Source organism: Sediminispirochaeta smaragdinae DSM 11293, from assembly GCF_000143985.1.
In the GTDB taxonomy this organism is placed as follows: Bacteria; Spirochaetota; Spirochaetia; order DSM-16054; family Sediminispirochaetaceae; genus Sediminispirochaeta; species Sediminispirochaeta smaragdinae.
Genome location: NC_014364.1, coordinates 680765 through 705857 on the forward strand (window position 1 = coordinate 680765; position 25093 = coordinate 705857).

The window sequence follows — 25093 nt, forward strand, 5'->3', positions numbered from 1 at the left end:
TGACCTATCATGGCCTGTGCTGTCCAGACGACTTTTTATTGCAGTATGTTTGAGCAGCCTCACCTATGTTTTTGCAAGTTGTATCCCACGCCCAGAGGTTCATCCGGAATACCGGACTCTGATGGTCCCGCTTACAAGAATGGTTGCCGGATTGCTCTTGTTCACTGCCCTTGTCGTCAGAAAAAGCCGTGGATTCTCCCTCTTCCTTCGTGTTTTGATAATCGTGGCCGAACTCTCCATAGGCGGACTTGAATCGGCGGACCAGTATGTTTATCTGTTATCAATACACAAATTCTACGACGTCGGAACATCATATCTGGTATTTTATATACTGATTTTCTATATCGTTATCCCCAACAAGATCAAAATAACCGTATGCACAAGCATCGTGATATCGATGATGTTCATCATCTCTGTTCATTCGACCGGCATTGCGACTTCTTCCGATCTGTTTACAACCTCGATCTATTTTCTCATAACCAATGCCCTCGGCTATGCAATAGTTTTGAACGCCAATACATCAAAGCGTGAAGAGTATCACCACACGATTCAAGTAAAAAAAGCGGAACAGGAAGCCCGGGATGCGAAGCTTCTGGCGGAAGAGGCGAACAAGGCAAAGGGGCGCTTTCTTGCGATGATGAACCACGAGATGTGTACCCCGCTGAATGTCATTCTGGGAGGAATCCGGATACTGGAGAATACCAGACTTGCTGCAAAGCAAAAAGAGACGGTCGCAATTATCAGGAACTCGGGAGAACTGTTAACGGTTTTAATCCAGGATGTTCTGGACTTTACTCATATCGAGCGACATAAGCTGCAGCTGAGAAATGAGCGATTTTCGCTGAACGAATTGATGAGGGAGATTGATGCGCTCTATTCGCCTGTTGCAAAAGAAAAAGGGTTGAGGTTTTCTTGTTCCTGCAACTGTCTTCCTGTTGCATATGTGAAGGGCGATGCCCTGAGGCTGCGCCAGGTGCTGTGTAATCTGCTCAATAATGCCGTGAAATTTACCGGTAAGGGTTCTGTTTCACTGCACGCTGATATGCTGGAGAGAAAGGAATCGTCGGCCCTCATCAGATTTGAGGTACAAGACACCGGTATCGGTATCGCTACGCATCATATCGAGGATATCGTAAAGCCCTTTGTCCAGGTTGAAGATGCTTCGACAAGGGCCTACGGCGGAAGCGGCCTGGGGCTGACCATCAGCAGTGAGCTGCTGCATGCCATGGGCAGCAGCCTGGAGATTAGCAGCAAGGAGGGCTCCGGCAGCCTCTTCGGCTTCACCCTTCCACTCATTATCGACACCGCTACCGGTATGGAAGAAGAGCGGCTGGAAATTGCTGAATATAGCATACTGCTCATTGATGATACCGAGGCAAATTTGAAAATCGTCGGTGGATTGCTGAGCCTTCTCAAACAACACGTCGTGTTCGCACGGGGAAGCAGGCAGGGAATAGCGCAGAGCCGATGCGGTGATTTTGATGTCGTCATTATTGATCTGCACATGCCCGGACAGAACGGAATGGAGACGCTTCGGGAAATCAGGATGACGCATCCGGAAATCCCCGCTTTTCTTATGACTGCCGACACCCGTGAGGAGGTCGTATCAGAATACCGAAGCGCCGGATTCACCGGTTTTATTCCGAAGCCGGTGGATATATTCCAGTTGAGCAACGCCCTGAGGCTGGTGGGCTCGGATGGACAGACAACGAGCGCGACCTGGCATGCTGCGGGCCCGACCATCCAAGAAGGGGACGACGGCCTTGAGGCTCTCTTCGATGAAGGGTTTATGGATGAGTTGAAAAGGGACCTGGGGCATAAGGTGTTTATCGATGTGATACAATCCTGTGTTAAGGCATTGGAAAGCGGAGTTGATCGAATCGGGAACCCCGGAGATTGTGGTGAAATGGCGGATATTCTTCATCAGCTAAAAGGCGTTGCCGGAAACTACCGGCTGCTGCGTGTGGGGAAGGCTTTGGATGCGCATGAGGTCGACAGGCCGGCATCTGATTACAGCCGGCTGGTGAGAAGCCTGGAAGAGACGGTAGAAGCCCTCAAGAGGGTATCGTCTGTATCGGCATAGTATTAACCTTACACGTCAACCCCGAAACAAAACACGGTAATTCCCCTCAAAGCTTAATCTTCGCTAAAAGCTAATTTTGCCGCAAACCCAACCAAAATAAGACCAAAGCCGCGTTGTATACGTCGTGTGATTTTAGGTGAATTTAAGAACAACTGCTTACAGTAATGTGCCAGTATTCCATAGAGGGCGAAGATGACTAACGTTAATCCCATGAATATACTGCTTAGCAAAAGCATTTGAGAGAAGTAGTTTGCGTTCGGATTTGTAATAAATTGCGGTAGAAAGGAGAAAAAGAACAACGTTAATTTGGGGTTGAGTAGATTGAGCAAAATGCCTTTCACAATAATCTTTCCATCATGTTCCGTTTTTTCTCCTCCATTAATTTCTATTTTCTGTTTCGAGGATAGTAATCCATAACCGAGGTAAAGTAGATACAGAGTCCCAATAATTTTTATGACTTTGAATATTTGGGCACTTGCCTGCAAAACTGCCGAGATTCCCAAAATTCCCACAGCTAAATGTGGAAGTATACCCAATGTACATCCGATGGCCGCTGCGATACTGTTTCTCTTACTTCCTGCTATTCCAGTTGATACAGTATATATCACCCCGGTTCCTGGTACTAACACTACTATTAATGATGTTACGATAAACCCCAAACTGATCACATGATTTCTCCTGTGTTTTTATTGATAGAAACTACGGTAGTTTAACTTCTCGTGTTATTTTAGAGTTAATGCACCCAATCTTCAATATGTAAATTCTCCACCCTCTCAAACTCTTTGCTATTGTGTGTTACTAAAACTCCATCATGTTCTAAAACGGTTGATGCTATCAATAGATCATTTGGCCCAATAATCTTTCCCGATTTTTCAAGTTCTGATCGAATCTTTGCATATGTTTTTGTCGCATTATCATCAAATCTCGTTCTGCATCATTGGAAAAATCTTCGATTTTGACTAGGGTGAAACTATCATCATCAATAGACCCATAGAGATTTTCATAATTTTCTGGCCATGCATTAAACATCGATTCATTCAATTTCTTAACAACATACTTAGAAATGGAAAGATGCTCTAATTTCGCGGCCGCTTCGATTTTTTGCAGCGTGGTTTTATCAATATAAAGTGATAGTTGAGGCATATAAAGCTTCTTATATTATATAATATACTTGTTTTATGATAAAATTAATATTTATTGGGACAATGATCGTGAAAAACTGCCTGCTATGTGTATACATACATTAAAGACTTTCCCTTCCTGTAGACATAAAATCATCAGAGAATTCGTTGATACCTTCAACAAATAGTTCCCCAATTTTTTCAGGTGGAAATAATAAGACAGCATCACCGTGTTTTTGGATATACACTTCATTTCCTTTAACCTGATACTCTTTGGGTAAACGTACTGCTTGATATCTAACATTCTGAAAAATTTTTGCTGTTTGCATCGGCAACGTCGTATATTCGCGGAATGTAGGTAGGTATACAAAGTTTGAATCTTGCTTCATCAAGCTACCTTCTGTTTGGGGATATAGATATTACGGTATAATTCTTTTCTCTGTAGTACATAATGACATTATTAGAAAACAGGGAAACTATATTGACAAAAAGAAAGATAACTGATAACATCGTTATCGATAACAATGTTATCAGTTATAGGAGCTTTGTAATGTCATCAAGAGATACAAGCTTGGATCTTAAAATCATCCAAAGTGCAAAGAAAGAATTTCTGGAAAAAGGCTTTATATTCTCTTCCCTTAGAAAAATTTGCCGAAATGCCGGCGTAACCACCGGAGCAGTTTATAAACGATACGATGGAAAAGAAGTATTATTTGCTAATGTTGTGAAACCCGCACTCAATATTTTTGAAAGCATACTGAATGGAACCCTTGAATTAAACAAGGAGAGAACAGAGACAAATGCCTCACATAAAAACCGTATTGATTATTTCGATAAAGCAAAAAATTGGATTGAAGAAATATATTTCGAGAGAGCAAGACAGTGGATTAAGGAGATATATAAAGAACAGGATGCTGTAAAAATATTGCTCACAAAAGCTGATGGAACGGCCTATTCTAATTTTGTGCACGATTTCATAGAACAAAGCATGAAAGGCGTCTACCTGCTTATGACAGATTTGGAAAATAGAGGATTGTGTAAAATAAAACTATCCAAGAATGAATTCCATGTTCTTTTTATTACTCATTGGACACCTTTTTTTGAAATGTTCATAAACGATTTTACAGTTGATGAAGCAATTGCCTTTCTACCAAAAATAACTGATTTCTTAGGATGGGATAAATTTATTGAATATTAGTTGTAAAGGAATATAAAAAAAGGGAGGTAGAGCGACAGAACACCATTCTCATTCAAATAGTGAAGTGAGAATAAAGATCTTTCACTTTGAAACCAAAGAAGAGTTTTTTCATTACACGTGAATTATGTGATCACAAAGGGTTTTACGTATTTATAAAAAACGGAAATAAAAATTAGGAATTCGAGCATAAGCCGAAAAAATAAACGGTACAAAATCTCGACAGAAAAAATGTCTGGATAAAATATACTATTTCGGAGGCAAAACCGTGAAGAAGCTTTTATTAACCATGAGTGCAGTAACAGGAATACTGCTTTCTGCAGGCTGCCCCCTTCCAACCCATCGGGGGGATACAAGTGGTGACGTCACTCCACAACGCTATGCCATAACAGTCAATTCCACTGGAGAAGTCAATGGCGAAAAGGTAACAGCAAGCGTATCCGAAGCTACGGAAGGGACAATAGTAACGCTATCAGCAACATTGGACAGTAGTACTCGGAAAGTAAGCTTTAGTACTTCAGAATCGGGAATTACCCCCCATACAATTTTTACTACAAATTGCAAAACGACGTTTATCATGCCGGCAAAATCTCTAGCAATTACGGCAACCTTTGCTGATAAGCCCTCTGCTGCAACTCCCGATAATCGTACTGCTAATACTGTCTCTTTTAATATGCACTATGTTCATTCGGGAACCTTTACCATGGGTGAAGATATGACGACTCCCGCACCGGAAATAACTCTGACCAAAGACTTCTGGATGGGGGAGACCGAGATAACCCAAGGTTTATGGGAGGCTGTTTGGGGGCTAACCTGGCCTGGAACAGCCCCTGCAGAAGTTCCTGGTGACGGGGATAGTTACCCTGCCTACAATGTAAACTGGTATGATGCTGTGGCGTTCTGTAATCTTCTCACCCAAGCCGATGACAGTATAGCTACTACTGAGCTGGTCTACTATTCCGATGCTGATAAAAAAACGGCCTATACCAAAGAGGATGCAAAAAATAATGTTCCTGTTTACGTGGACTGGAGTAAAACAGGCTACCGCTTGCCCACCGAAGCGGAATGGGAATACACCGCCCGCTATAAAGATGCAGATAATTCTGTTTGGAACGGCGGAGATCATGTTAGCGGAGGACCGGAATATACGAATCCTGAAATTGAGAATTACGGCTGGTTCAATGAGAATTCTCATGAAAAATGTTATGAGGTGAAACGCTTAACTGCAAATGCCCTTGGATTATATGACATGAGCGGAAATATAAATGAATGGTGTTATGACTGGATCGCCTCCTATAAACCGATTTCTCAAAGTGATCCAGTAGGGCCGGAAAACGGCACTCGCCGTATACTTCGTGGCGGTAGTTGGAGTTTTGGAGAAGAGTATATGCGTGTAGGTAACAGATACAATTATACACCTTCTGCCCGTTACAGTACCTTTGGCTTCCGCCTTTGCAGGACTGCGTATTGATGAGTCAATCCGCGTAAAATTTGATCATGTCCAAAAAGGTTCGCATTTTGACTAAGTAAAAGGAGCCATTGTTTCCTCCGAAGGATTTAGTAGTGATACAAAATCCTGAAGGAGTGAGAACAATGGCTCAATGTAACGCTACTGCAGAATTAAAGATCCACTTACGATCAAATCTGAAAGTGCGAAACCTTTTGAGCGCTACTCATGTTTAACCCCCAAATACATAAACTCCTCCTGACCGTAATGGATCAATCTTGAAAGGGATAATATGTTTGTGGTTACTATTTTACATTATCGGCGATGGCATTATTGCACTGACTATTTCAGCCATTTTTTCTGGAGATTCTTTCATTCCATCACGTATCCAACGATTAGTAACGTTCCAGAATCCTCCAGCCTGGTACATAAGTTCATACTTAGGTTTATTTCGATAACTAGGATTATCAAGGAACAAATTATTTAAAGCCGGCAAGTATTCATTAAATTTCAATAGTACTAACGAAAGGAGCTCGTTTCGTTCTAATAACATGAAAAAATGTGAGTATTGTGCACAAATTGAAAAATAGGATTTTGTTATTACATATGCTGAGAGTTCAGGCAGTTCCTTTAATTCTTCTATGTAAATTTGACATAATTCCTGAAGTTGCAAATACAATACTTCTTCTTTTGAATGAAAGTGACGATAAAAAGTTTTTCTATCAAGACCAGCACGCTCGGCTATCTCCTTGACAGTGATTGTATCAAAGTCCTTCTCCTCCATTACATTAAGTAATGCTGTCAATATCCACTGCTTTGATTTAACAGCGGTTGGATTATCTTTAGAAGTTATCATAGGCACCTCCTGTCACACGTAACGCCATATGTGGAACTTGTTCTGGCATTATTGACGATCAATTTATTGTAATATACTATCAAAAGAGCCACAAGTGGGGCACTTTTGTATAAAGGATAAAAATCAACATGGATAATTATAAGAACGATTCAGTTTGGGCAAAGGTCCAGCCATATGTACCAGCACATAATAGAATAGATGAAACAACCTATCCTGAAGAATATTTTTTACCAATATCCGATATGAACGTACATATTGACCATTACAAAGCTATCAACCCTAAAGGGAAGATCGTACTTTTCCATGGTGTAGGGGGAAATGGGCGTTTGCTTTCGTTTATTGCCGTGCCTTTAGTGAAAAGTGGATTTGAGGTAATCTGTCCGGATCTGCCTCTCTATGGATATACACACTATTCACAAAAAATAACGTATAAGACGTGGATCTCGTGTGGCACAGAACTTGTAAACTACTATCAAAGTATGTCCAACCTTCCGCTTTTTCTATTTGGGCTTAGTGCGGGAGGGATGTTGGCATATCAGATTGCAAATAAATGCGCGAATATTAATGGGTTAATGGTCACCTGCATTCTTGACCAGAGAAATATTACAGTTACCAAGAATACTGCCAGTAACCCTCTCTTTGGAAGGATTGCAAAACCTTTTATCGCAATGGTACAAAGTGTTGCAGGAAATATAAAAATCCCCATGAAATGGATCGGAAACATGAGAGCTATTGTCAATAACAAAGAACTTGCTGCTCTTTTAATGGAGGATAAAAAATCATCAGGGGCTATGGTCCCCCTATCTTTTATACACACCATGCTCAATCCTGTCATTGAAGTCGAACCTGAGAATTTTGATCGCTGTCCCGTTCTTTTGGTACATCCAGGAGACGACCATTGGACAGATATTGAATTAAGTAATCTTTTTTACAATCGTTTAGGATGTAAAAAACAAACCGTAATTTTGGATGGAGCTGGGCATTTCCCAATAGAGGAGCTAGGATTAAAACAAATGGAACGATCATGTATCGAGTTTTTAAAACAGCATTTATAGATAAAACCATCATATTCTTGAATTTTATAAGGAGTAATTAATGTCAACAATAGTAATTGATTTCTTCAAATAAATATCGATAACAAGGAGTCAATTTTGCCGTATTTTAATTTTCAAGGGAAGAAAATATTCTATTCAGTAAAAGGAGAAGGTCCTCTTCTAATAATTCTACCAGGTAATACAGCTACATCTGCTGCACATGAGAATGAGTTGACTTATTTTTCAGATAGGTATTGTACTGTTTCTTTAGATTTTCTGGGGACAGGAAAATCTGACAGAATTAAGCAATGGAATAGCGACTGGTGGGAGGACAGTAGTCATCAAGTGGCAGCATTAGTTGAACATTTGAATTACAAAGAGGCTGTTCTTCTTGGCATTAGCGGTGGTGCAATCATAGCAATTGCTGTCGCTATAAATCATCCTGATTATGTAAAAGCTGTTGTTGCAGATAGCTTCTCGTTGCATTTCACAGAAGAAATGTATAAAAACAATGTGTTAAAAGAAAGAGCTAATATCACGGAACAACAGCAGACATTCTGGTCATCGATGCATGGTTCAGATTGGCAGGATGTTGTACATGCTGATACTGAAATGATTGAAATGGTTGTTAAAGAAGGAGGATTTTGCATCAATGGTCGACCAGAAAATATTAAATGTCCTGTTTTGCTAACATATTCTGAAAAAGATAGTTTTCTTCCCAATGTAAAGGAAATTGCTGCTGGATTAGGAAAGAGGATTAGCAATTGTGAGGTTAGGATATTTTTACATGGAGATCATCCTCTAATTTGGACAAATTCCAGGGAATTCTTTCAAACAGTTGATGAATTTCTCCTAAAATTATAGATGAAAAATTGTGGGCTATTTCGATAGCCCGCATTCATTAACAATGCTATATATTCTCAGCATGTAACGACAGATTCCTGTATATTAAATCGCTTCTTTCTTCAAAGCCCAATGCTTTCCAAAAACTATTTCCACCGGAATTATTCTTAAAAACAACCAAAGCGACTTTGTTTATCCCTTCATTTTTGAGTGACAATAGTGCTTCTTCAACAAGCTTTTTTCCGATTCCCTGTTTTCTAAATTCTTCTTTGACAGCTGTATGATAAATATACCCCCGTCTTCCATCATGTCCGGAAAGAATTACTCCAACAATACTATTATCCATTTTACATATAAAGTTTGTATTTGGATTTCTTAATAGGAATTTCTCAATTCCTGCTTTAGAATCATCAATTGAACGTAAGCCTATACCATCAGTTGTTGTCCAGATTCTTTTTACTTCTGAATAATGATCTATTTCCATTTTTTGTATGATCATATAATCCCCTCTACGTATTCACAGGAAGTAAGGACCATCTCCTGAAATTGCTTAATGTAATCCTTATACTCTATACCAAAAACTTCATGGAATATTGATTCTTTTCTTATTCCCATTTTTGAATTTCAATAATATTGCCTTCTGGATCTTTTGCATAAACTACGGTAATCTTTCCAACCCCATCTATTTCTGCATCAATCAATTTCCCAACTACAGATCCCCCGTTTTCCAATAAAAGATTTAACTTTTGTTCCACATCTTCTACTGCAAAGGCAATATGTCCAAAACCTTCTACATTTATTTTTTTACCGGTATTACGTATATTCTCGTTATATTCAAAAATCTCCAATGTCGGCCCATCAATATCATAACCGGGAAGAAGCAAATGCATTCCCTTTATCTTTGCATTTGATAAATCGGTTAATGTATCGACCCATTCACCTGAAAGATCTCTTTCTGGTGGTTTGGGTTTGCAATCAAATACTCTGATATAAAAGTCAGCTAATTTTCTCCAGTCATTGCTAATGATATTCACGTGTGAGAATTTTGTTTTCATGTTCCATCCAATACTACACCTAATCCCTTTATCAACATAGAATTCGTGCAGATAACATTTCTTTAGTAGAAATGTTATCACGGAAAGGAAGTTGAATACTACCAGGGCGTAGTTATCGTACCACCAATTTCCCTAACACTATCTAACCGTTCGTATGGCTCATTTCGGCCTTCCTCTCGCTTGTCTTTATCTCCGTCACCATCTTCTGCATGGTTTGAACGACCTTGTCGGTTTCTCTGTTGGTACGCAACAGGTCGAGACCTGCACGGTCGATGTGACTGGTCTGGCGTTTGATGGTGTTGACCGAGGCCAGGACATCGCTGCTGGCCGAGCGCAGGGTGGCGGCTGATGAGAGAATTTTCTGATTCCCCTCTTTCATGGCGTCGGATTGATTGTGAATGCCTTGGTTGATGACCTCTATTGATTCCATGGCCTCTCTGACCTGATGTGATCCACGGGTAAAGCTTTCGGTAAACTCCCTGAGCCGTGTGATGAGGTCGGTGATTTCATTGATTGCGTCGTTTGTTTTGTTGAAGGATCGCAGGGTTTCCTGGTTATCTTCGTCGATTTTTCTGATCGCTTCTACAACGGCTCTCAGGGTTGCGGATATCTCCCTCGATTGTTCTGCCGTGGTTTCGGCCAGTGATCGGATTTCGTCGGCGACAACGGAGAAGCCCTTGCCTGCTTCTCCTGCATGGGCTGCCTCGATTGCCGCGTTCATGGCAAGGAGGTTGGTCTGGTTTGCCACATCAGCCACCAGGCGATTGGCTTCGATGAGGTTTTCGGACTGACGCACCACGGCTTGTATGCCGCCTGAGGTCTCTTCGAGTTTGTCATAGGTGGTACGGTTTTGGCGATCAAGGAGTTCTCCGCCCTGCATGGCGCTTTCGACGGCTTGCCGGATTTCCTCGCCCTGCCTGTCGAAGGATGCAGCGACTTCGTTGCTGCTGATGATGTGCTCTTTTTGCTGCTCTAAGGCCTTGTTGAGCAGTTCCACGCCTTTGCCTAACGCTTCCACTGTGACCGCGGTGTTATCAACCTGCCGTGCCTGGCCTGCAACGTTGTTTTCCGCCTCGTCTATGCTGGCGACGATCTCGCTGATGGCCCCGTGTACCCGTTCGACCTCCCTGTTGAGGATCTCCTTGTTGCTGATCAGCTGTTGAGATTCGCTTTTGATGGCCTGGAAGTTTTCATCCAGGGTGATGAAGAATTTCGTGCTGGTTCTGCTCAAGAATCCGATCTCGTCCTGGGCCAGTTCCCTACTTCTAACGGTCACATCGCCGTTCATTCCCTGTTCCAAAAGCCCCTTCAATCGTGCAACGGGCTGTACGATTGTCCGGGAAAGGCTCTTCTGGACGATGATGGTCAGGGTGACGCTTGCCAGAACGACGATAAGCTGAGTGGTCAACAGGCTGGTGGGAGGCGGAGGGCCGATAAGGGTTCGCAGCCGGTGGGTTTGGCTGACGGTTGTGAGCAGTGCAATCGAGTTGAAGACCAGACTTGGGATTATGATGTTCATTCTGTTTTTGAGGGAGAAAAAGGGGCTTTCGACGTAGAGCTGCATGGATGAGAGGCTGTGTTCGATGGTCAGGATGAAGGAGAGGAAGAGGGGCGCGGAAACAAAGCTGAGAAAGATCAAAAGGTAGAGGAGCACAAAGAGCTTGCTTGCGGGAAGATCCGGGGTAACGGCCTTAAAAAAGATGATATGGCCGGTGAGCATTTCGAGAATAAGAAAAAGGAGGAAGAGGAGGGCTCCCTCGCGTACGGCCGAGGCAAGCTTTTTTGCATCACCGCTTGCTGTAGCCCGAGAGAAGCGAATCCTCCAGATGACCAGAAATGCCAGAAGGGCGCAGATTGTCAGAGCGCCGGTTGACAGGGGAACAAGCGGACTTTTCATGAATGTAAGCATGGTTGCCACGTCTGCAACACCGCCGAGTGCGGCGTAGGGGGCCAAAAGCAGAGGCGGAAGAATAAAGATGAGCTCTGTTAGGGCAAAGAGCTTAAGGCTCAATGGTTTTGCTGTCGTCATATGGGATCCTCCCGATATCAATCATAGAAAGCTGCAAAGAGTCTCGCAATAAAACTTTCTTTTTCTCTTAAATCATAGTAAATTAGTATGGTATTAAAAGAACCATGAGGAGGTTTTTTATGTCGTTTATCACACCGGATTTACCATATGCCTATGATGCACTTGAACCCTACATTGATGAGCGCACCATGCGCGTACACCACGACAAGCACCATGCAGGCTATACCGCCAAGCTCAACAATGCGGTAGAGGGTACCGTGTATGCGGGAAAGTCTATCGAAGAGCTCCTTGCCGGGCTTGATGCACTGCCTGAGAATATTCGTACCGGGGTACGGAACAACGGCGGTGGTCACTACAACCACTCCCTTTTCTGGAAGGTGATGGGGCCCAAGGGAGGAGGCAAACCCGAGGGGGCACTTGCCGAAAAGATCGATAGCTCTTTCGGCGGTTTTGATGTCTTTATTTCGGAATTCTCCGCTGCTGCAGCTAGTCGTTTCGGAAGCGGTTGGGCCTGGCTGGCTGTCGACCCGAACGGTTCATTGAGCGTTTTGAGTACGGCAAATCAGGATAGCCCCTTAACCCAAGGGCTTGTGCCGATTCTGGGCCTCGATGTCTGGGAACACGCCTATTACCTGAAGTATCAGAACCGGCGGCCTGAATATATCGAGAGTTTTTTCAAGGTGATCAACTGGCCGAAGGTCGCCGAACTTTACAAAGCGGCCATCTAAGAACGTATTCTACTATTCCCTCCATTGTACCCCGAATCGCTCCTGCGATTCGGGGTTTTTTACGATGTTTACAAAGGGCTGTATTTTTTCGCCGGGATCTGGTATAACAGAGGGGTATAATTCTGGATGTGATGTCCTTGTTTCGGGATAGCACTTTGATGTGAAAACAAGATCTGAACATATATACCGCGCCTGTCGGGAAAATGAGAGATGAAATAATGTTTCCAACAATGGCAGCCTTTCATAGAAGCCTCCACCAATGCCCTGTTCTTTCCATGTTTGTTATATGTTTCCAGGGGATGCTGGAAAATTACCGGTATGTGGGCAATAGTAAGATATGGAGAGCACGGTGATGTGATCGCCAGACAGGGGTGGCCCCTCAGGACTGCCCCTGTTTTGTATAATCTGATAGGTTTCGGCACGGGAAGAGCATGTTGCGGCTGCCTTACCTTCGGCCGTGATCGATAAGGGACGGGAGCAGTGGATTGCGGCGGGTACCTTTTTACCTTCAAGGCTGAAGGGAATGGGGGAAGGTGCGCGCTTTTGGCTCTTCCAAGGCTCCCCGATGTATTGTGTATGATGAAAACGATAGGGGTATAATGGTGTTGGATAGTATTGATGTTGTGGTAATCGGGGCCGGGGCGGCCGGTATTACCGCCGCCCGTCAGGCGGCGGAATGTGGAAAACGGGTGCTTGTCATAGAAAAGCGCTCCCATATCGGCGGCCACTGCTATGATCGGCTGGATGAAAATGGGATTTACATCCACCAGTACGGGCCCCATATCTTTCATACGAAAAATCGCCGGGTATGGGATTTTCTCTCCCGTTTTACCGAGTGGCATTATTACCAGCATCGGGTATTGGGGCTGATCGATGGAAGGCTTGTGCCGATTCCCTTTAATTTGCATAGCCTGGAAGCGCTTTTTCCAAAAAGCCGCCAGGCAGGGCTGGAACGGAAGCTGATCGATACCTTCGGTTTCGGCTCCAGGGTTCCGATCAGAACGCTTAAGGCTTCGGATGATGATGAGCTCAAGGAGCTTTCCGAGTTCATCTACGAGAAGGTTTTTCTCCACTATACGGCAAAGCAGTGGGGTGTTGACCCTGAGGCGGTGGACCCTTCGGTCTCCGACCGGGTTCCGGTGGTGCTTTCCAGGGACGACCGCTACTTTGCCGATCCCTTTCAGGGGATTCCCCGTGCAGGTTACACGGCTATGTTTTCCGCCATGGCGGATCATCCTTCCATCCATCTGCTGCTACAGTGCGACGGCCGTGATCTGATCCGGCTTGAGGCGGGTACGATTTTTCTTGAAGGAAGGCCGTTTAGCGGAGAGGTGATCTATACGGGGCCTGTGGACGAGTTATTTGCTTCCTGCGAGGGGCCGCTTCCCTACCGCTCTCTGGATATCCGTTTCGAGGCGATGGATGTCGACCGCTACCAGGAGGCTGCCGTGGTCAACTATCCGAACAACTACGATTTTACCCGCATCACGGAGTTTAAGCAGTTTCAGCTTTCCCCGCCTTTAGGCAGGAGTGTGGTGTGCAGGGAGTACCCCTGCGGCTATGAGAAGGGGCGGAACAACCCCTATTACGTGATAAAAAACGGTGATACCGAGGCGCTGTTCGGTCGCTACAAGGCCTTGGCCGATGGGTATTCCAACCTGCATCTTTTGGGACGGCTTGCCGAATACCGCTACTACGACATGGACAAGGTGATGGAGAGTGCGCTTGGCCTTGTCTCAAGTCTTTTTATGCGATAAAACCGATCTGGAGTATACCTGTGTTGAGATATATAAGGCAATTTTTTCGTGATCTCAAAAAATATCGACACTATACGGCCTATGCCGTAAAGTCTGATCTGAAGGCCGAGCTGAGTAATACCATCCTGGGCTACTTCTGGTGGCTTCTGGATCCCTTTTTGAATATGCTTGTCTATACCTTTCTGGTACAGGGGATCTTTAGAAGAGCGACCCCTGCCTATCCTGTCTATCTTTTTTGTGCGCTCTTACCCTGGAAGGTCGCAACGACCACCATGGGTCAGAGTACCAGGTGCATCAGGGCTAATGCGGGGATCATTAAGCAGGTGTATCTTCCAAAGTTTATCCTGCCGCTGGTGGTTGTCTTTACCAACAGCATCAAGCTCGCCTTTGGTCTGTTAATTCTGGGGGCTATGCTGTGGGTCTACCATATACCCCTTTCCTGGCACGTTGTGGAGTTTATTCCTGCCTTTCTTGTCTTCCTGCTTTTCTACTATTCCATCGGCCTAATCTTTACCCATATCGGGGTCCTGTTCGATGATATGAGCCATCTGGTGGGCTACCTTGTCATGTTCTGGTACTTTGCCTCTCCGGGGATATGGAGCCTTGATCAGCTGCCTGCAAAAGTCGGTAAGCTTATTTGGTATAACCCAAACACGGCCTTTTTTATGAGTTTTCGCAATACGCTGATGTATGGGGCCTCTCCCTATTACAAATATCTGGGATTGTGGGCCGTTGTTAGCATCCTTCTTATGCTGATTGGTATTCCGCTGTTGTATCGCTCCGATAAGAACTACAGTAAGGTGATCTGATATGAGCGATAAGAAAAAAACTATTCTGGAAGTTGCGGATGTTCATCTAAAGTATTCCTTTTACCGATCTCAGGCTATGAAAGAAGTGATCTTGCAGCGAAAGCGCAAAGAGAAGAAAGTGTTCGAAGCCTTAAGAGGTATTTCTTTTTCTCTTGATTCCGGAATGAATTTAGGAGTCATCGGTTCAAATGGATCGGGGAAATCGACGCTTTTACGGGTCTTGGCTAATACTTTGTTTCCTGATAGCGGAACAGTGATTAACCGGGCAAAGTCGGTTTCTCTTTTGAGTCTGGGCGTGGGGTTCAAGCCTGATCTGACGGGGCATGAGAATATCTATCTTAACGGTCTTTTGCTGGGTCTTTCCCAGAAAGATCTCAAAGAGAGGATGACTGAGATTATCGCCTTCTCCGAACTTGGGGATTTTATCGGAAATCCCGTGCGTACTTATTCTTCAGGAATGCGGTCGAAGCTTGCCTTTTCCATTGCGGTAAATGTTGACCCTGATCTTTTGCTCATTGATGAATTATTTAGTGTGGGAGATGAACGATTCAAAGAAAAAAGTAGAAAAAAGATGGAGTCGATGATTTTGGATGACCGAACCGTGGTGATGGTATCCCATAGTATGGATATGATTCGACATTATTGTCAGAAGGTTTTATGGATAGAACATGGTATTGTTCAAAAGCATGGAGATCCTGAGACGGTAACGGAAGCGTATCTAAAATATATGAGTACGAATAATCATTGAAGCGAATTAACAACTGATATTTCTATGCGCAGATATAAAACACGAGAAGAACTTGTTGAGGCATATCGTAGAAGGCGTTTTCTTAGAATTAGTAAACGCTTTTTGACCTTATGTGTTCGTCCTCGAAAAATGTTTCGATACCTACGGGAGAAAAAACTTCTTACCCGGAGTGCCATATTTGACGAAAACTACTATTTGCGGAAAAATCCAGATCTCTATTACACGACAGCAAATTTAATGCGGCATTTCTTACTAACAGGATATAAGGCGTATCGGAATCCTAATGCTTTTTTTGACAGCAAATACTATGAAGAAACTTATCCCGATGTAAAAAAAGTAGGGATGAATCCCGTGATTCATTACATAATGTATGGAGTTGAAGAAGGGAAGAATCCTCATCCCGAATTTGATACATTATTCTATCTTCGTTCATATCCTGATGTTGCCGAAAAGGGCGTAAATCCGCTTGGCCATTATATAAAAATTGGTTGGAGAAAGGGCAATAGGCCTAATCCTTTTATGGTGGAGCGCGATTGCACATTTTTGCCTGCGTTTCCGCTCCAGGACCATAGCGCTTTAAGTATTGTTGTCGTTTTCCACATTTACCATGAGGATTTGGTTGGTTCCTGTTTACAATACATTTCACACATCCCATATCCTTTTGACCTGATAGTAACGACACCTCTTGAAGAGAACAATGACGCCATACTCCAAGTCAAGTCTTTGTATCCGGATGCAGAGATCGTGAGGAGTAAAAACGCCGGGAGAGATATAGGCCCCTTTCTTCAAGTATGGGATAGGGTTTTACAGTATGATCTATGTTGTAAAGTCCATACAAAGAAAGGCAATTCTGCCTATAGCGAAATATGGCGAGACCTTAGTTTGAGGGGAATCCTTGAAACTGTAGATACAGTACATGGAATTCTTCGCATGTTTGAGCAGGAAGATTCACTTGCTTTGGCCGGAGCAGAGCTTCTCTATGGCTCGTATCAGTTTTTGCTAGGTAAGAACAAGGATCTAAGTAATTCGCTAATTAAAGATTACAATATTCCTGTAAATTCGTATTCCAATAATGGCTTCTTTATGGGAACCATGTTTTGGATGCGGGTAAAAAAATTTATCTTCCTATCAAATTTAAAACAATTGCAGTTTCCCATAGAAGATGGCAAAAATGATGGAAAGTATGAGCATGCCTTGGAACGACTGTTGGGATCTTTATCCTTACACGATAAGAAAGTTCTCTTGATAAGAAATAATGAAGAGAATTTATTTTCTGCTAAAATGGTTAACTGTTCATATGAGTCACCGATCACTACATTCCATGAACATTTTGATTTTGTTTTAGAGTCTTTAGAGAAGCAGAATAGTATTAAAGGAGAAATTAGACGTACGGCTATAGAAGACAGTGCCGTACTTTCCGGCTATTTAGTTCTAAACAACAGCTCTTCTCCCCGCGAGGCTATCATTCGTATCGACGATACTATAGAGATGGATTTTCTATGTGATTATAGTGATGGGGATCTGAAAAACTGGGAAGGTACAGAGGCCCACGGCTTTAGCGTGAATCTACCTCCTTCCATCATGGATGGTCAGCAGCATCTTGTTAAGCTCATTGATAAATATAGCGGGAAGATCGTTGATTCAGTTTTAATCAAGCCGGTGGCAAACCTGAATCGGAAGGTTCGATATTCGTATCCTGTTTGGGATGCTTGGCGTGAAGAACGTTTTTTGCGTTTTATCCAGGATAATACTGATGATATAGCAATTGCAGATAAGGTTTCTATTGTGATGCCCACCTATAATCGGGCTGCAAAAATTGAATATGCGATCCAATCGGTCCTTGCTCAGACCTATAGAAATTTCGAATTAATTATCGTGGATGATGGTAGCCTCGACCATACCAGTGAGATTGTAAAGCCTTATCTCAGTGATAAGCGGGTTCGCTACATTCAACAAACAAAGCAGGGGGTTTCTGCTGCGAGAAATACTGGTCTAAGGCGGTCAACAGGAGCGTTTATCTTTTTTCTCGATAGTGATAATGCGTGGTTTGATAAGTACCTTGATACGATGGTTAAATATATTACACTTGTCGGTATCGACTCTGCATATTGTGGAATAATAGCCATTGATGATATGGAAAAGAGAAAATACTATCGTGGGGATGATTTTTTCTGGAGTAGGTTTTCTCTATCGAACTATATTGATTTGAATGCGTTTGGATACAGGCGAAAGGCAAATCAGCAATTAGTGTTATTTGATGAAACCCTTCATCGATTAGTCGATTGGGATTATATACTAAAATTTACCTCGGATAATACCATAGCATATGCTCCCTTTCTTGGGGTAAAATACTATGATGGGAGTAATGAGGAGAGAATAACAAATTCCGTATATACAAGGTCAAAAGCACTCAACGCAGCACTTGCAAAAATCAGAAATCGATATGCTGGAGTAAAGAGAATCTACAATGATGCTTTTTATGTTTTTGAAAACCTTATGCAAAATAGTCCTGCCTCTATTAATAACAAAGAAAGTAGTGTCACTGTTGATACTATTATTACAAGTTTTAATCATGAAAAATATATACGAAAAGCAATTCAGTCTGTTATGGAACAAATAGGTGATTTTCACCATAGGATTATTATCTCTGATGATGGATCAGACGATGCTACACACGGTGCCATTGACTCTTTCCAAAAGCTCTACCCCCGTGTTATTTCCGATATAAGTTCTTCGGTAAATCTTGGCCTATCTCAAAACCTAAAAAAGTGTATTGCATTTTCCCAAGGAAAGTATATAGCGCTTTGCGAAGGTGATGATTACTGGACCGATCCTTATAAGTTGGAAAAACAAATTATGTTTCTGGAGACTAATCCGCACTGTTCCATGGTTTTCTCCTCCATTAATGTTTTGGATGAAGCAACCGGAGAAATTCATCTCCTTCAAAGGCAACAACGCTTGCATAGTGAGGAGTTAACCGGCCAGGATTTTATAGATGATCAGCCTACCATGAATTTAATAGGAAATTTCTCCTGTTGTCTTTTTCGTAGTGATATCCTTAAAAGATTGCCATTACTTGTTTTCAAGGAGCGAATTAACGAAATAGCGGTAGCTTTCTTTTGTGAGCAGTTTGGCCCCATCGGGTTTATCAAAGAACCTATGAGTGTTTACCGGCAGCATAGTAATGGGCTTTGGAGCGGTGCCGACAAAAGAAAGCAATCAGAAGAGAGCTTTAGAATTCGAAAGATCGTGTTGGAAATTGCTGCTGATAGGTATAAGAAACAAATTAAAGATCTTTTAGATAAGCACTATAACTATGAGCTTTAAAAGATTGCAATGGGGTTATCAATGAGTATTGATCTGAAAGTAGAGCCACCTAAAAGGCTTGAGATTGGAGCATGGCATGGACATCTGATTTTCGGCCAATGGATTGTTTCAATTCTTAAGCCAAAGCTTCTCGTTGAATTGGGTACGTATAAGGGAGATTCCTATTTCTCCTTTTGTCAGGCAGTTAAAAAGAATGGTCTTGATACCCTTTGTCATGCGGTAGATAGCTGGGAGGGAGAACCCCATGCTGGATTCTACGGAGAAGATGTGTATGAGTCTGTTTCCCGGTATAATGAACGCTATTACTCCTCATTTTCTACCCTCCATAGATGCATGTTCGATGATGCTGTTAGTCTTTTTGCAGATGAAAGTATTGATTTTATGCACATAGATGGGTTTCATACCTATGATGCTGTGAAACATGATTTTGAGGCATGGAGGCCGAAGCTTGCAAAGAATGCTGTAGTCCTCTTCCACGATACTGCTGAGGTTCAAAGAAATTTTGGGGTTTGGAAATTCTGGGAAGAACTTGAAGAAGAATATCAGAATCACCATTTTCTTTTTCTCCATTCTCACGGCTTGGGAGTCCTGGGAGTGGGAGACGTGTATCCTAAGCAGCTCGAAGCCCTGTTTCAGGCTGATGGCAATCAGGTTGCAATGATTCGGGATACTTTTTCTCGTTTGAATGAAATACTGATCGCTCCTGTTGAAAAGCGACGACTGGCTACGGAAAATGATCAGTTTCAAGTTTATATAGATACCGGCAGCGGACTTTCGGAAAAGGAAAAAGAAAGTACCAATCTTGAAGCCGTTGAGGGAAGAATGAAATTCTTTCTCAACCGATATAAGAATGTTAAATTTATTCGTGTAGATTTTGGCCGTTCTCCCAAGATATTGGTTTTATCCGATCTTGTTTTAACCTGCAAGAATGGTGATACTCTTGTTCCTACTATAAAGGGAGGGACTTTCCATGAACGGCTTTTGATTCCTGAGCTGAAGGATGAACAAGGCCTCTCCTCTGTATTTATTTTTACAAACAAAAACCCCCGCCTCTTTATCGATACGGAGCCGGGCGAATATGTCAGTCTTGCCTACCGCTACAGGATATTGGGATTTGAAGAGATAACATCTTTTGAGCGTAATAATGAACTGACACTAAATGTGGATGATCTCAATAAGCAAAAAAAGTTATTGGAAGAAACAGGCTGGGCAAAGGATGAAGAGCTCAGGACAATGAAGGGAATCAAAACGCAACTGGAAGGTGAACTCGAAAAGAAGTTGTCTCAGATAAGTGATCTTGAAGAAACAGGCCGTGCAAAGGACAAAGAGATTTTAACCCTGAAGGAGACCCAAACGCGGCAGGAAGTGGAACTTGAAGAGAAGTTGTCCCAGCTAAACACTCTTGGAGAGTCCAGCCGTGCAAAGGATGAAGAGCTCAGGACAATGAAGGGAATCAAAACGCAACTGGAAGTGGAACTTGAAGAGAAGTTGTCCCAGCTAAACACTCTTGGAGAGTCCAGCCGTGCAAAGGATGAAGAGCTCAGGACAATGAAGGGAATCAAAACGCAACTGGAAGTGGAACTTGAAGAGAAGTTGTCCCAACTAAACGCTCTTGGAGAGTCCAGTCGTGCAAAGGATGAAGAGATTCGGACAATAAAGGAATCCCGAGCGCTGCTGAAAGAAAATCTTGAAGAGAAGATATCTCAAATAAGCGATATTGAAGATAAAATTCTTAAGAAGGAAGCATTAATCCGGGAATTAAAGGATTTACAGTCAGGACTAAAAAAAAGTATTGATGATAAGAGTCAAGAAATCAATGGTCTGAAAGAATCAATTCGAGAAAAAGATGCGATATTAACAAGTAAAGATGAAGAGATTAAAAAGAGGACAGATGAATTGGATACTGTAACACAGCAGGTAAAAAGAGAACTGAGCGAAACAAAAAACATGGCGGGGCGGTTGGCCCAAGAAATGAGAAATGAACTTGTGAAAAAATATCGCCAACGTCATATGCTTCGAATAGTCAAGCGGATGTGTGGTTTTTTTATTCACCCTAAGGCAACTCTGCGTTATAGAAGGGATAAAAAGGACCTTTTAGCATCGGGGCTTTTTGATGAGAATTATTATATCGAGGACAATAAAGATTTATATTTTACAGTTGCAAATCCCATACGTCATTTCTTAATGACGGGATTTAAGAAGGGAAGAAATCCGCATCCTTTATTTGATACCAAATATTACTATGAAACTTATCCAGATATTAAAAGAGCCGGTTTGAATCCAGTATTGCATTATATTCGATATGGGGCCAAAGAGGGAAGGAATCCGCATCCTTTATTTGATACAAAATTCTATATAGGAAATTATCCCGATGTAAAAAGTAATGGGGTGAATCCGTTAATGCATTATCTAAATTTGGGCTGGAAGGAAAGAAGAAACCCAAATCCTAACTTTGATACAGATTATTACTTAACGACTTATTCTGATATAAGAATTAAAAATGTAAACCCTCTATCACATTACATCCTGTATGGCATTAAAGAGAATAGAAATACACATCTCATTGGAAGTAAAGATTCGATAACAAGTAATAAAGTTATCTCAAGAAATAAAGATAAAGAACTTCTGAATAAAAATGATTTTCTATATGGGGATGGATTGAAACAAATCTATTTAAAAATTGAGAATTATAAAAAGGAAAATATGTCTATTGAGAAGATTGCAATACAGACAGGCCTTTTTAATGAAAAATATTATATTAATAATGCGAAGGGCATTAATATAAAGGAACCATTTAAACATTATTTAGAAAGAGGTTATTTGTTAGGCTTAAATCCTTCATCCATATTCAATACCTCTCAATATCTTGACGCAAATAGAGATGTTTATTGGGCGAATATGAATCCACTTTTCCATTTTATAAAATATGGTTACTCTGAAAACCGAAAAATGGTTCACCCTGGAGATATCAATTCTGAATTTCATAGATCTTTTGGAAAAAGTGAATATGGCGTTACTGGGCCAGTTTTGTATTATGATCGTGAAATACAGCTTAATCCAAGATTTAACCTATCTATAGGAGTCCACCTGCATTTATTTTATATTGATTTGGCTGAAGAATTATTGTCTTCTTTGATAAACATTCCTGTGTGTTTCTCATTGTTTATTTCAACATCAGCCGGAGTTAAAGATCAGGAATATATAAAAAAAATTGTAAATAAAAAGCTACCATTATGTAATGAATGCACTGTTATTCAGACTGAAAATCGAGGTAGAGATATTGCCCCATTTATTGTAGAATTTGGAAACAGTCTGTCACAATTTGATTTAATACTACATTTTCATTCAAAAAAAAGTTTGCATTCCGATAGTTTATCAGATGCTCGTAGATTTTTATTACATTATATTTTGGGGAATAAGGCAATTACTATACAAAATCTAAATATGTTTTTTGAAAATGGAAGTATAGGAATGGTAGCTCCTCCATATCATCCATCCTTGAGAAATATGCCTAATTTTGGTTTACAGGAATATGAGACAAAACAATTTCTAAAGAAAATGGGGATTAACTATTCTGGTAAATGTACCGATTTCCCTGCGGGTTCATTTTTTTGGTGTAGGAAAGATGCCATTAGGCAGTTGCTGACTAGTAATATAAGATGGAATAGCTTCCCTGAGGAAAAAGGACAGATAGATGGAACATTGGCTCATGTAATTGAAAGAAGCCTAGGGATTATTTGTAAACAAAATAATTTTAAAATTATTATGCCATATATTGATGTATCATATAATTTAGTGAATTATTATTCAAACGGACGAAATATAAATATTAAGAAAAAAAATTTTCATTTACAAAAAAGTAAAAGAAAAAATCAAATTGCCTATGTAACAGCTATATTGGGGAATCTCGATAATTTATTATGGCCTGAGCATATAGAAAAAGATGTAGATTATTATTGTTTTACAGATAATAAAATGGAAGATGAATTATTTAAAATTAGTATGATTGATTATCAGAATGAAGATAAGAGAATGATGGCACGATATGTAAAAACACATCTTATTGAGTTACTTCCTGAGTATAAATATATAATTTGGATAGATGCTAATATATATTTCAGAGGATATATAAAAAAATTTATTAATGAATTGAATGAGAAAAAAATGTTTATAGGTACAATTGCCCATAATCAACGCAAAGATTGTTTCTCCGAAGCTTTGGAATGTATAAAAAATAAATTGGATGATGCAGAGCGAATTAAAGAACAAATGAAGAAATATATAAATCTACCTGATGAATTATTTGAATATATAAAAAGAACGAGATTGGCTGAAACCAATTTTATTATTTATAATTGTACAGACCCTAGGATAAAAGGAATCCAGAATATATGGTGGCAAGAAATAGAAAATTATAGTAAAAGAGACCAATTAAGTTTTAATTATTCCTTAGCTAAGGAAAATATAAGTTATTATTCATTTCTAAACGAAAAGAAATCAGTACGTGATGATCCTAGATTTGCAATGTTATCTCATAAAAAAAGATATTCAGGACTACAGAAGCGAAACGCAAACTTAGCTATAAAAGAAGATAAAATTAATTATCGTACTTACGATGATATGTACAAACTTTTAATAAAAATGATAAAAGAAAGAAAAATTGATAGCTATGATATGATAGTAGGTATACCTCGTTCGGGAATGGTTCCTGCATATTTTTTAGGTTTAATATTAAATTTACCAGTTATTTCTTATGACGAATTCATAAATGAAACTATAATTCTAAAGGGAGATCGAAAATTAGATGATTCATTGAAAAAGAATAACGAAAGTCAGCGTATACTTTTTATTGATGATAGTATTAATATGGGGAATGCTTATAAAAGATTTAAAGAAAATTTACCTGAAACATATAAGAACAAAGATTTTATATGGGATTATTATGCGGTTTTTGGTTCGGAGAATGCTATTCATGCTAAGTATTTTGAGTTGTGTAAAATGCCAAGAATATTTCAGTGGAACTATAAGAACCATCCGCTATCTCGATATTTTTGTTACGATCTGGATGGGGTTTTATGCATTGATCCGACAGAAGAAGAAAATGATGATGGTAAAAATTATATAGATTTTATTAAAAATACGAAGCCTTTATATATTCCCAAATATCAAATCAAGGCAATAGTAACATCTCGCCTTGAAAAATATAGAGAGCTTACAGAAAAATGGTTGAACGATAATGATGTACGTTATGAAAAGTTGTATATGTTGGATTTACCTTCAAAAGAAGAACGAATAAGATTAAACGCTCATGCCAGTTTTAAAGCTAAAGTATATTCTGAGATAAAGGAGGCTATCCTGTTTGTTGAAAGTAATTCAGCACAAGCAAAAGAAATAGCGGTAAAGGTAGGGAAGCCTGTTATATGTACAGATAATGACAATTTATATTAATGGTAAGTAATTAAGGGAGATGTGGAAAAGTCAATATCAGTGCAGTCCTCGAATCCCCTGAATTTTCAAGCTGCTGCTTTTACCGCAGCCATCTTTTCCCTGTAATCTGACGGGGAGGAAGACCTGCCTGCATTCACGGTACAGACACGAACTGTGTTGTAATACGCAAACGTGTAGAGCGCCAGACTTCTGCTTGGGTGGGAACGCGCTGTGCCAAGATAGTTGTCACACCATTGAAAAACTAAAGAGGCGTCAACATGCAACGATACAGCGTTCAATTCCGCAATACAATTCTGCAGAAGAGTAACCGTCAAAAGGATAGGCCCTGAAAAAAGAGCAAGGAATGAGGCATGATTTTCCGAGGAGGAAGACATGCCAAAAACAGATAAATTAAAACATTGGGAAAAGATTTTTGACGACTGGAACCATTCCGGACTGAATCGTGCAGAGTACTGCCGAGAGAAAAATCTGAAGCTCTCCACCTTTGACTATTGGCAAGGCCTTATTAAAAAGGAATCCACGAAAAAAGGAGAGTCAGGAACAGGACCTTCTCTGTTAAAATTGGAGATTTCGTCCTTCTGCGTTATATTATCGATCCATTAGTTGATTGACG

20 protein-coding genes are annotated in these 25093 nt (G+C 40.9%); 12 read left to right on the forward strand and 8 right to left on the reverse strand.

Annotated elements, in window-relative coordinates; genetic code table 11:
• Window positions 1–121 precede the first annotated feature (121 nt).
• Window positions 122–2083: an ATP-binding protein gene (locus SPIRS_RS03310; protein WP_245537689.1), complete on the forward strand. Its 1962-nt coding sequence runs from the start codon at window positions 122–124 to the stop codon at window positions 2081–2083.
• 53 nt (window positions 2084–2136) lie between these two features.
• On the opposite strand, the gene SPIRS_RS03315 is transcribed toward SPIRS_RS03310, so the two are convergent.
• The 4 genes from SPIRS_RS03315 to SPIRS_RS03325 form a co-directional block, all read right to left on the reverse strand.
• On the reverse strand, window positions 2137–2751 hold the full coding sequence (locus SPIRS_RS03315) for a LysE family translocator (protein ID WP_013253258.1): 615 nt from the start codon (window positions 2749–2751) through the stop codon (window positions 2137–2139).
• Between the two features lie 65 nt (window positions 2752–2816).
• Window positions 2817–2972, reverse strand: coding sequence for a type II toxin-antitoxin system VapC family toxin (locus SPIRS_RS22330; protein ID WP_148224133.1), 156 nt, complete (start codon window positions 2970–2972; stop codon window positions 2817–2819).
• The gene (locus SPIRS_RS03320; RefSeq protein ID WP_013253259.1) at window positions 2918–3226 is read right to left on the reverse strand and encodes a hypothetical protein; all 309 of its coding nucleotides are present in this window, start codon (window positions 3224–3226) and stop codon (window positions 2918–2920) included. The genes SPIRS_RS22330 and SPIRS_RS03320 overlap by 55 nt, the downstream gene beginning before the upstream one ends.
• 100 nt (window positions 3227–3326) lie before the next feature.
• The gene (locus SPIRS_RS03325; protein ID WP_245537690.1) at window positions 3327–3593 is read right to left on the reverse strand and encodes an antitoxin; all 267 of its coding nucleotides are present in this window, start codon (window positions 3591–3593) and stop codon (window positions 3327–3329) included.
• A 62-nt stretch (window positions 3594–3655) separates the two neighbouring features.
• On the opposite strand from SPIRS_RS03325, the gene SPIRS_RS03330 reads away from it, so the two are divergent.
• Both SPIRS_RS03330 and SPIRS_RS03335 read left to right on the forward strand, forming a co-directional pair.
• Window positions 3656–4402 carry a TetR/AcrR family transcriptional regulator gene (locus SPIRS_RS03330; RefSeq protein ID WP_245537691.1) on the forward strand — a complete coding sequence of 249 codons (747 nt, stop codon included), beginning with the start codon at window positions 3656–3658 and terminating at the stop codon, window positions 4400–4402.
• A gap of 265 nt (window positions 4403–4667) precedes the next feature.
• Window positions 4668–5870 carry an SUMF1/EgtB/PvdO family nonheme iron enzyme gene (locus SPIRS_RS03335; protein ID WP_013253262.1) on the forward strand — a complete coding sequence of 401 codons (1203 nt, stop codon included), beginning with the start codon at window positions 4668–4670 and terminating at the stop codon, window positions 5868–5870.
• A 286-nt stretch (window positions 5871–6156) separates the two neighbouring features.
• Here the strand turns inward: SPIRS_RS03335 and SPIRS_RS03340 are convergent, their stop codons facing one another.
• Window positions 6157–6702: a TetR/AcrR family transcriptional regulator gene (locus SPIRS_RS03340; RefSeq protein WP_013253263.1), complete on the reverse strand. Its 546-nt coding sequence runs from the start codon at window positions 6700–6702 to the stop codon at window positions 6157–6159.
• 128 nt (window positions 6703–6830) lie between these two features.
• Here SPIRS_RS03340 and SPIRS_RS03345 point away from each other — a divergent pair, with 128 nt between their 5' ends.
• Both SPIRS_RS03345 and SPIRS_RS03350 read left to right on the forward strand, forming a co-directional pair.
• Window positions 6831–7757 carry an alpha/beta hydrolase gene (locus SPIRS_RS03345; protein WP_013253264.1) on the forward strand — a complete coding sequence of 309 codons (927 nt, stop codon included), beginning with the start codon at window positions 6831–6833 and terminating at the stop codon, window positions 7755–7757.
• A 96-nt stretch (window positions 7758–7853) separates the two neighbouring features.
• Window positions 7854–8600: an alpha/beta fold hydrolase gene (locus SPIRS_RS03350; RefSeq protein ID WP_013253265.1), complete on the forward strand. Its 747-nt coding sequence runs from the start codon at window positions 7854–7856 to the stop codon at window positions 8598–8600.
• Window positions 8601–8646: 46 nt separating this feature from the next.
• Here the strand turns inward: SPIRS_RS03350 and SPIRS_RS03355 are convergent, their stop codons facing one another.
• From SPIRS_RS03355 to SPIRS_RS03365, 3 genes are all read right to left on the reverse strand, one after another.
• On the reverse strand, window positions 8647–9078 hold the full coding sequence (locus tag SPIRS_RS03355; RefSeq protein ID WP_013253266.1) for a GNAT family N-acetyltransferase: 432 nt from the start codon (window positions 9076–9078) through the stop codon (window positions 8647–8649).
• A 106-nt stretch (window positions 9079–9184) separates the two neighbouring features.
• On the reverse strand, window positions 9185–9634 hold the full coding sequence (locus SPIRS_RS03360; RefSeq protein ID WP_013253267.1) for a VOC family protein: 450 nt from the start codon (window positions 9632–9634) through the stop codon (window positions 9185–9187).
• Between the two features lie 142 nt (window positions 9635–9776).
• Complete coding sequence (locus SPIRS_RS03365) at window positions 9777–11663, reverse strand: methyl-accepting chemotaxis protein (RefSeq protein WP_013253268.1); 1887 nt, start codon at window positions 11661–11663, stop codon at window positions 9777–9779.
• Between the two features lie 119 nt (window positions 11664–11782).
• On the opposite strand from SPIRS_RS03365, the gene SPIRS_RS03370 reads away from it, so the two are divergent.
• The 7 genes from SPIRS_RS03370 to tnpA all read left to right on the forward strand — a co-directional run bounded on the left by SPIRS_RS03370 (window position 11783) and on the right by tnpA (window position 25083).
• Window positions 11783–12391 carry a superoxide dismutase gene (locus SPIRS_RS03370; RefSeq protein ID WP_013253269.1) on the forward strand — a complete coding sequence of 203 codons (609 nt, stop codon included), beginning with the start codon at window positions 11783–11785 and terminating at the stop codon, window positions 12389–12391.
• Window positions 12392–12990: 599 nt separating this feature from the next.
• On the forward strand, window positions 12991–14148 hold the full coding sequence (glf, locus tag SPIRS_RS03375; RefSeq protein WP_013253270.1) for a UDP-galactopyranose mutase: 1158 nt from the start codon (window positions 12991–12993) through the stop codon (window positions 14146–14148).
• A gap of 20 nt (window positions 14149–14168) precedes the next feature.
• The gene (locus tag SPIRS_RS03380; RefSeq protein ID WP_013253271.1) at window positions 14169–14957 is read left to right on the forward strand and encodes an ABC transporter permease; all 789 of its coding nucleotides are present in this window, start codon (window positions 14169–14171) and stop codon (window positions 14955–14957) included.
• A 1-nt stretch (window position 14958) separates the two neighbouring features.
• Complete coding sequence (locus tag SPIRS_RS03385; protein ID WP_013253272.1) at window positions 14959–15705, forward strand: ABC transporter ATP-binding protein; 747 nt, start codon at window positions 14959–14961, stop codon at window positions 15703–15705.
• Between the two features lie 24 nt (window positions 15706–15729).
• Complete coding sequence (locus SPIRS_RS03390) at window positions 15730–19032, forward strand: glycosyltransferase (protein ID WP_013253273.1); 3303 nt, start codon at window positions 15730–15732, stop codon at window positions 19030–19032.
• Between the two features lie 21 nt (window positions 19033–19053).
• On the forward strand, window positions 19054–24480 hold the full coding sequence (locus SPIRS_RS21720; protein WP_013253274.1) for a rhamnan synthesis F family protein: 5427 nt from the start codon (window positions 19054–19056) through the stop codon (window positions 24478–24480).
• Between the two features lie 372 nt (window positions 24481–24852).
• Window positions 24853–25083, forward strand: a complete 231-nt coding sequence (tnpA, locus tag SPIRS_RS03405; RefSeq protein WP_013253275.1) for an IS66 family insertion sequence element accessory protein TnpA — start codon at window positions 24853–24855, stop codon at window positions 25081–25083.
• Window positions 25084–25093: the final 10 nt, after the last annotated feature.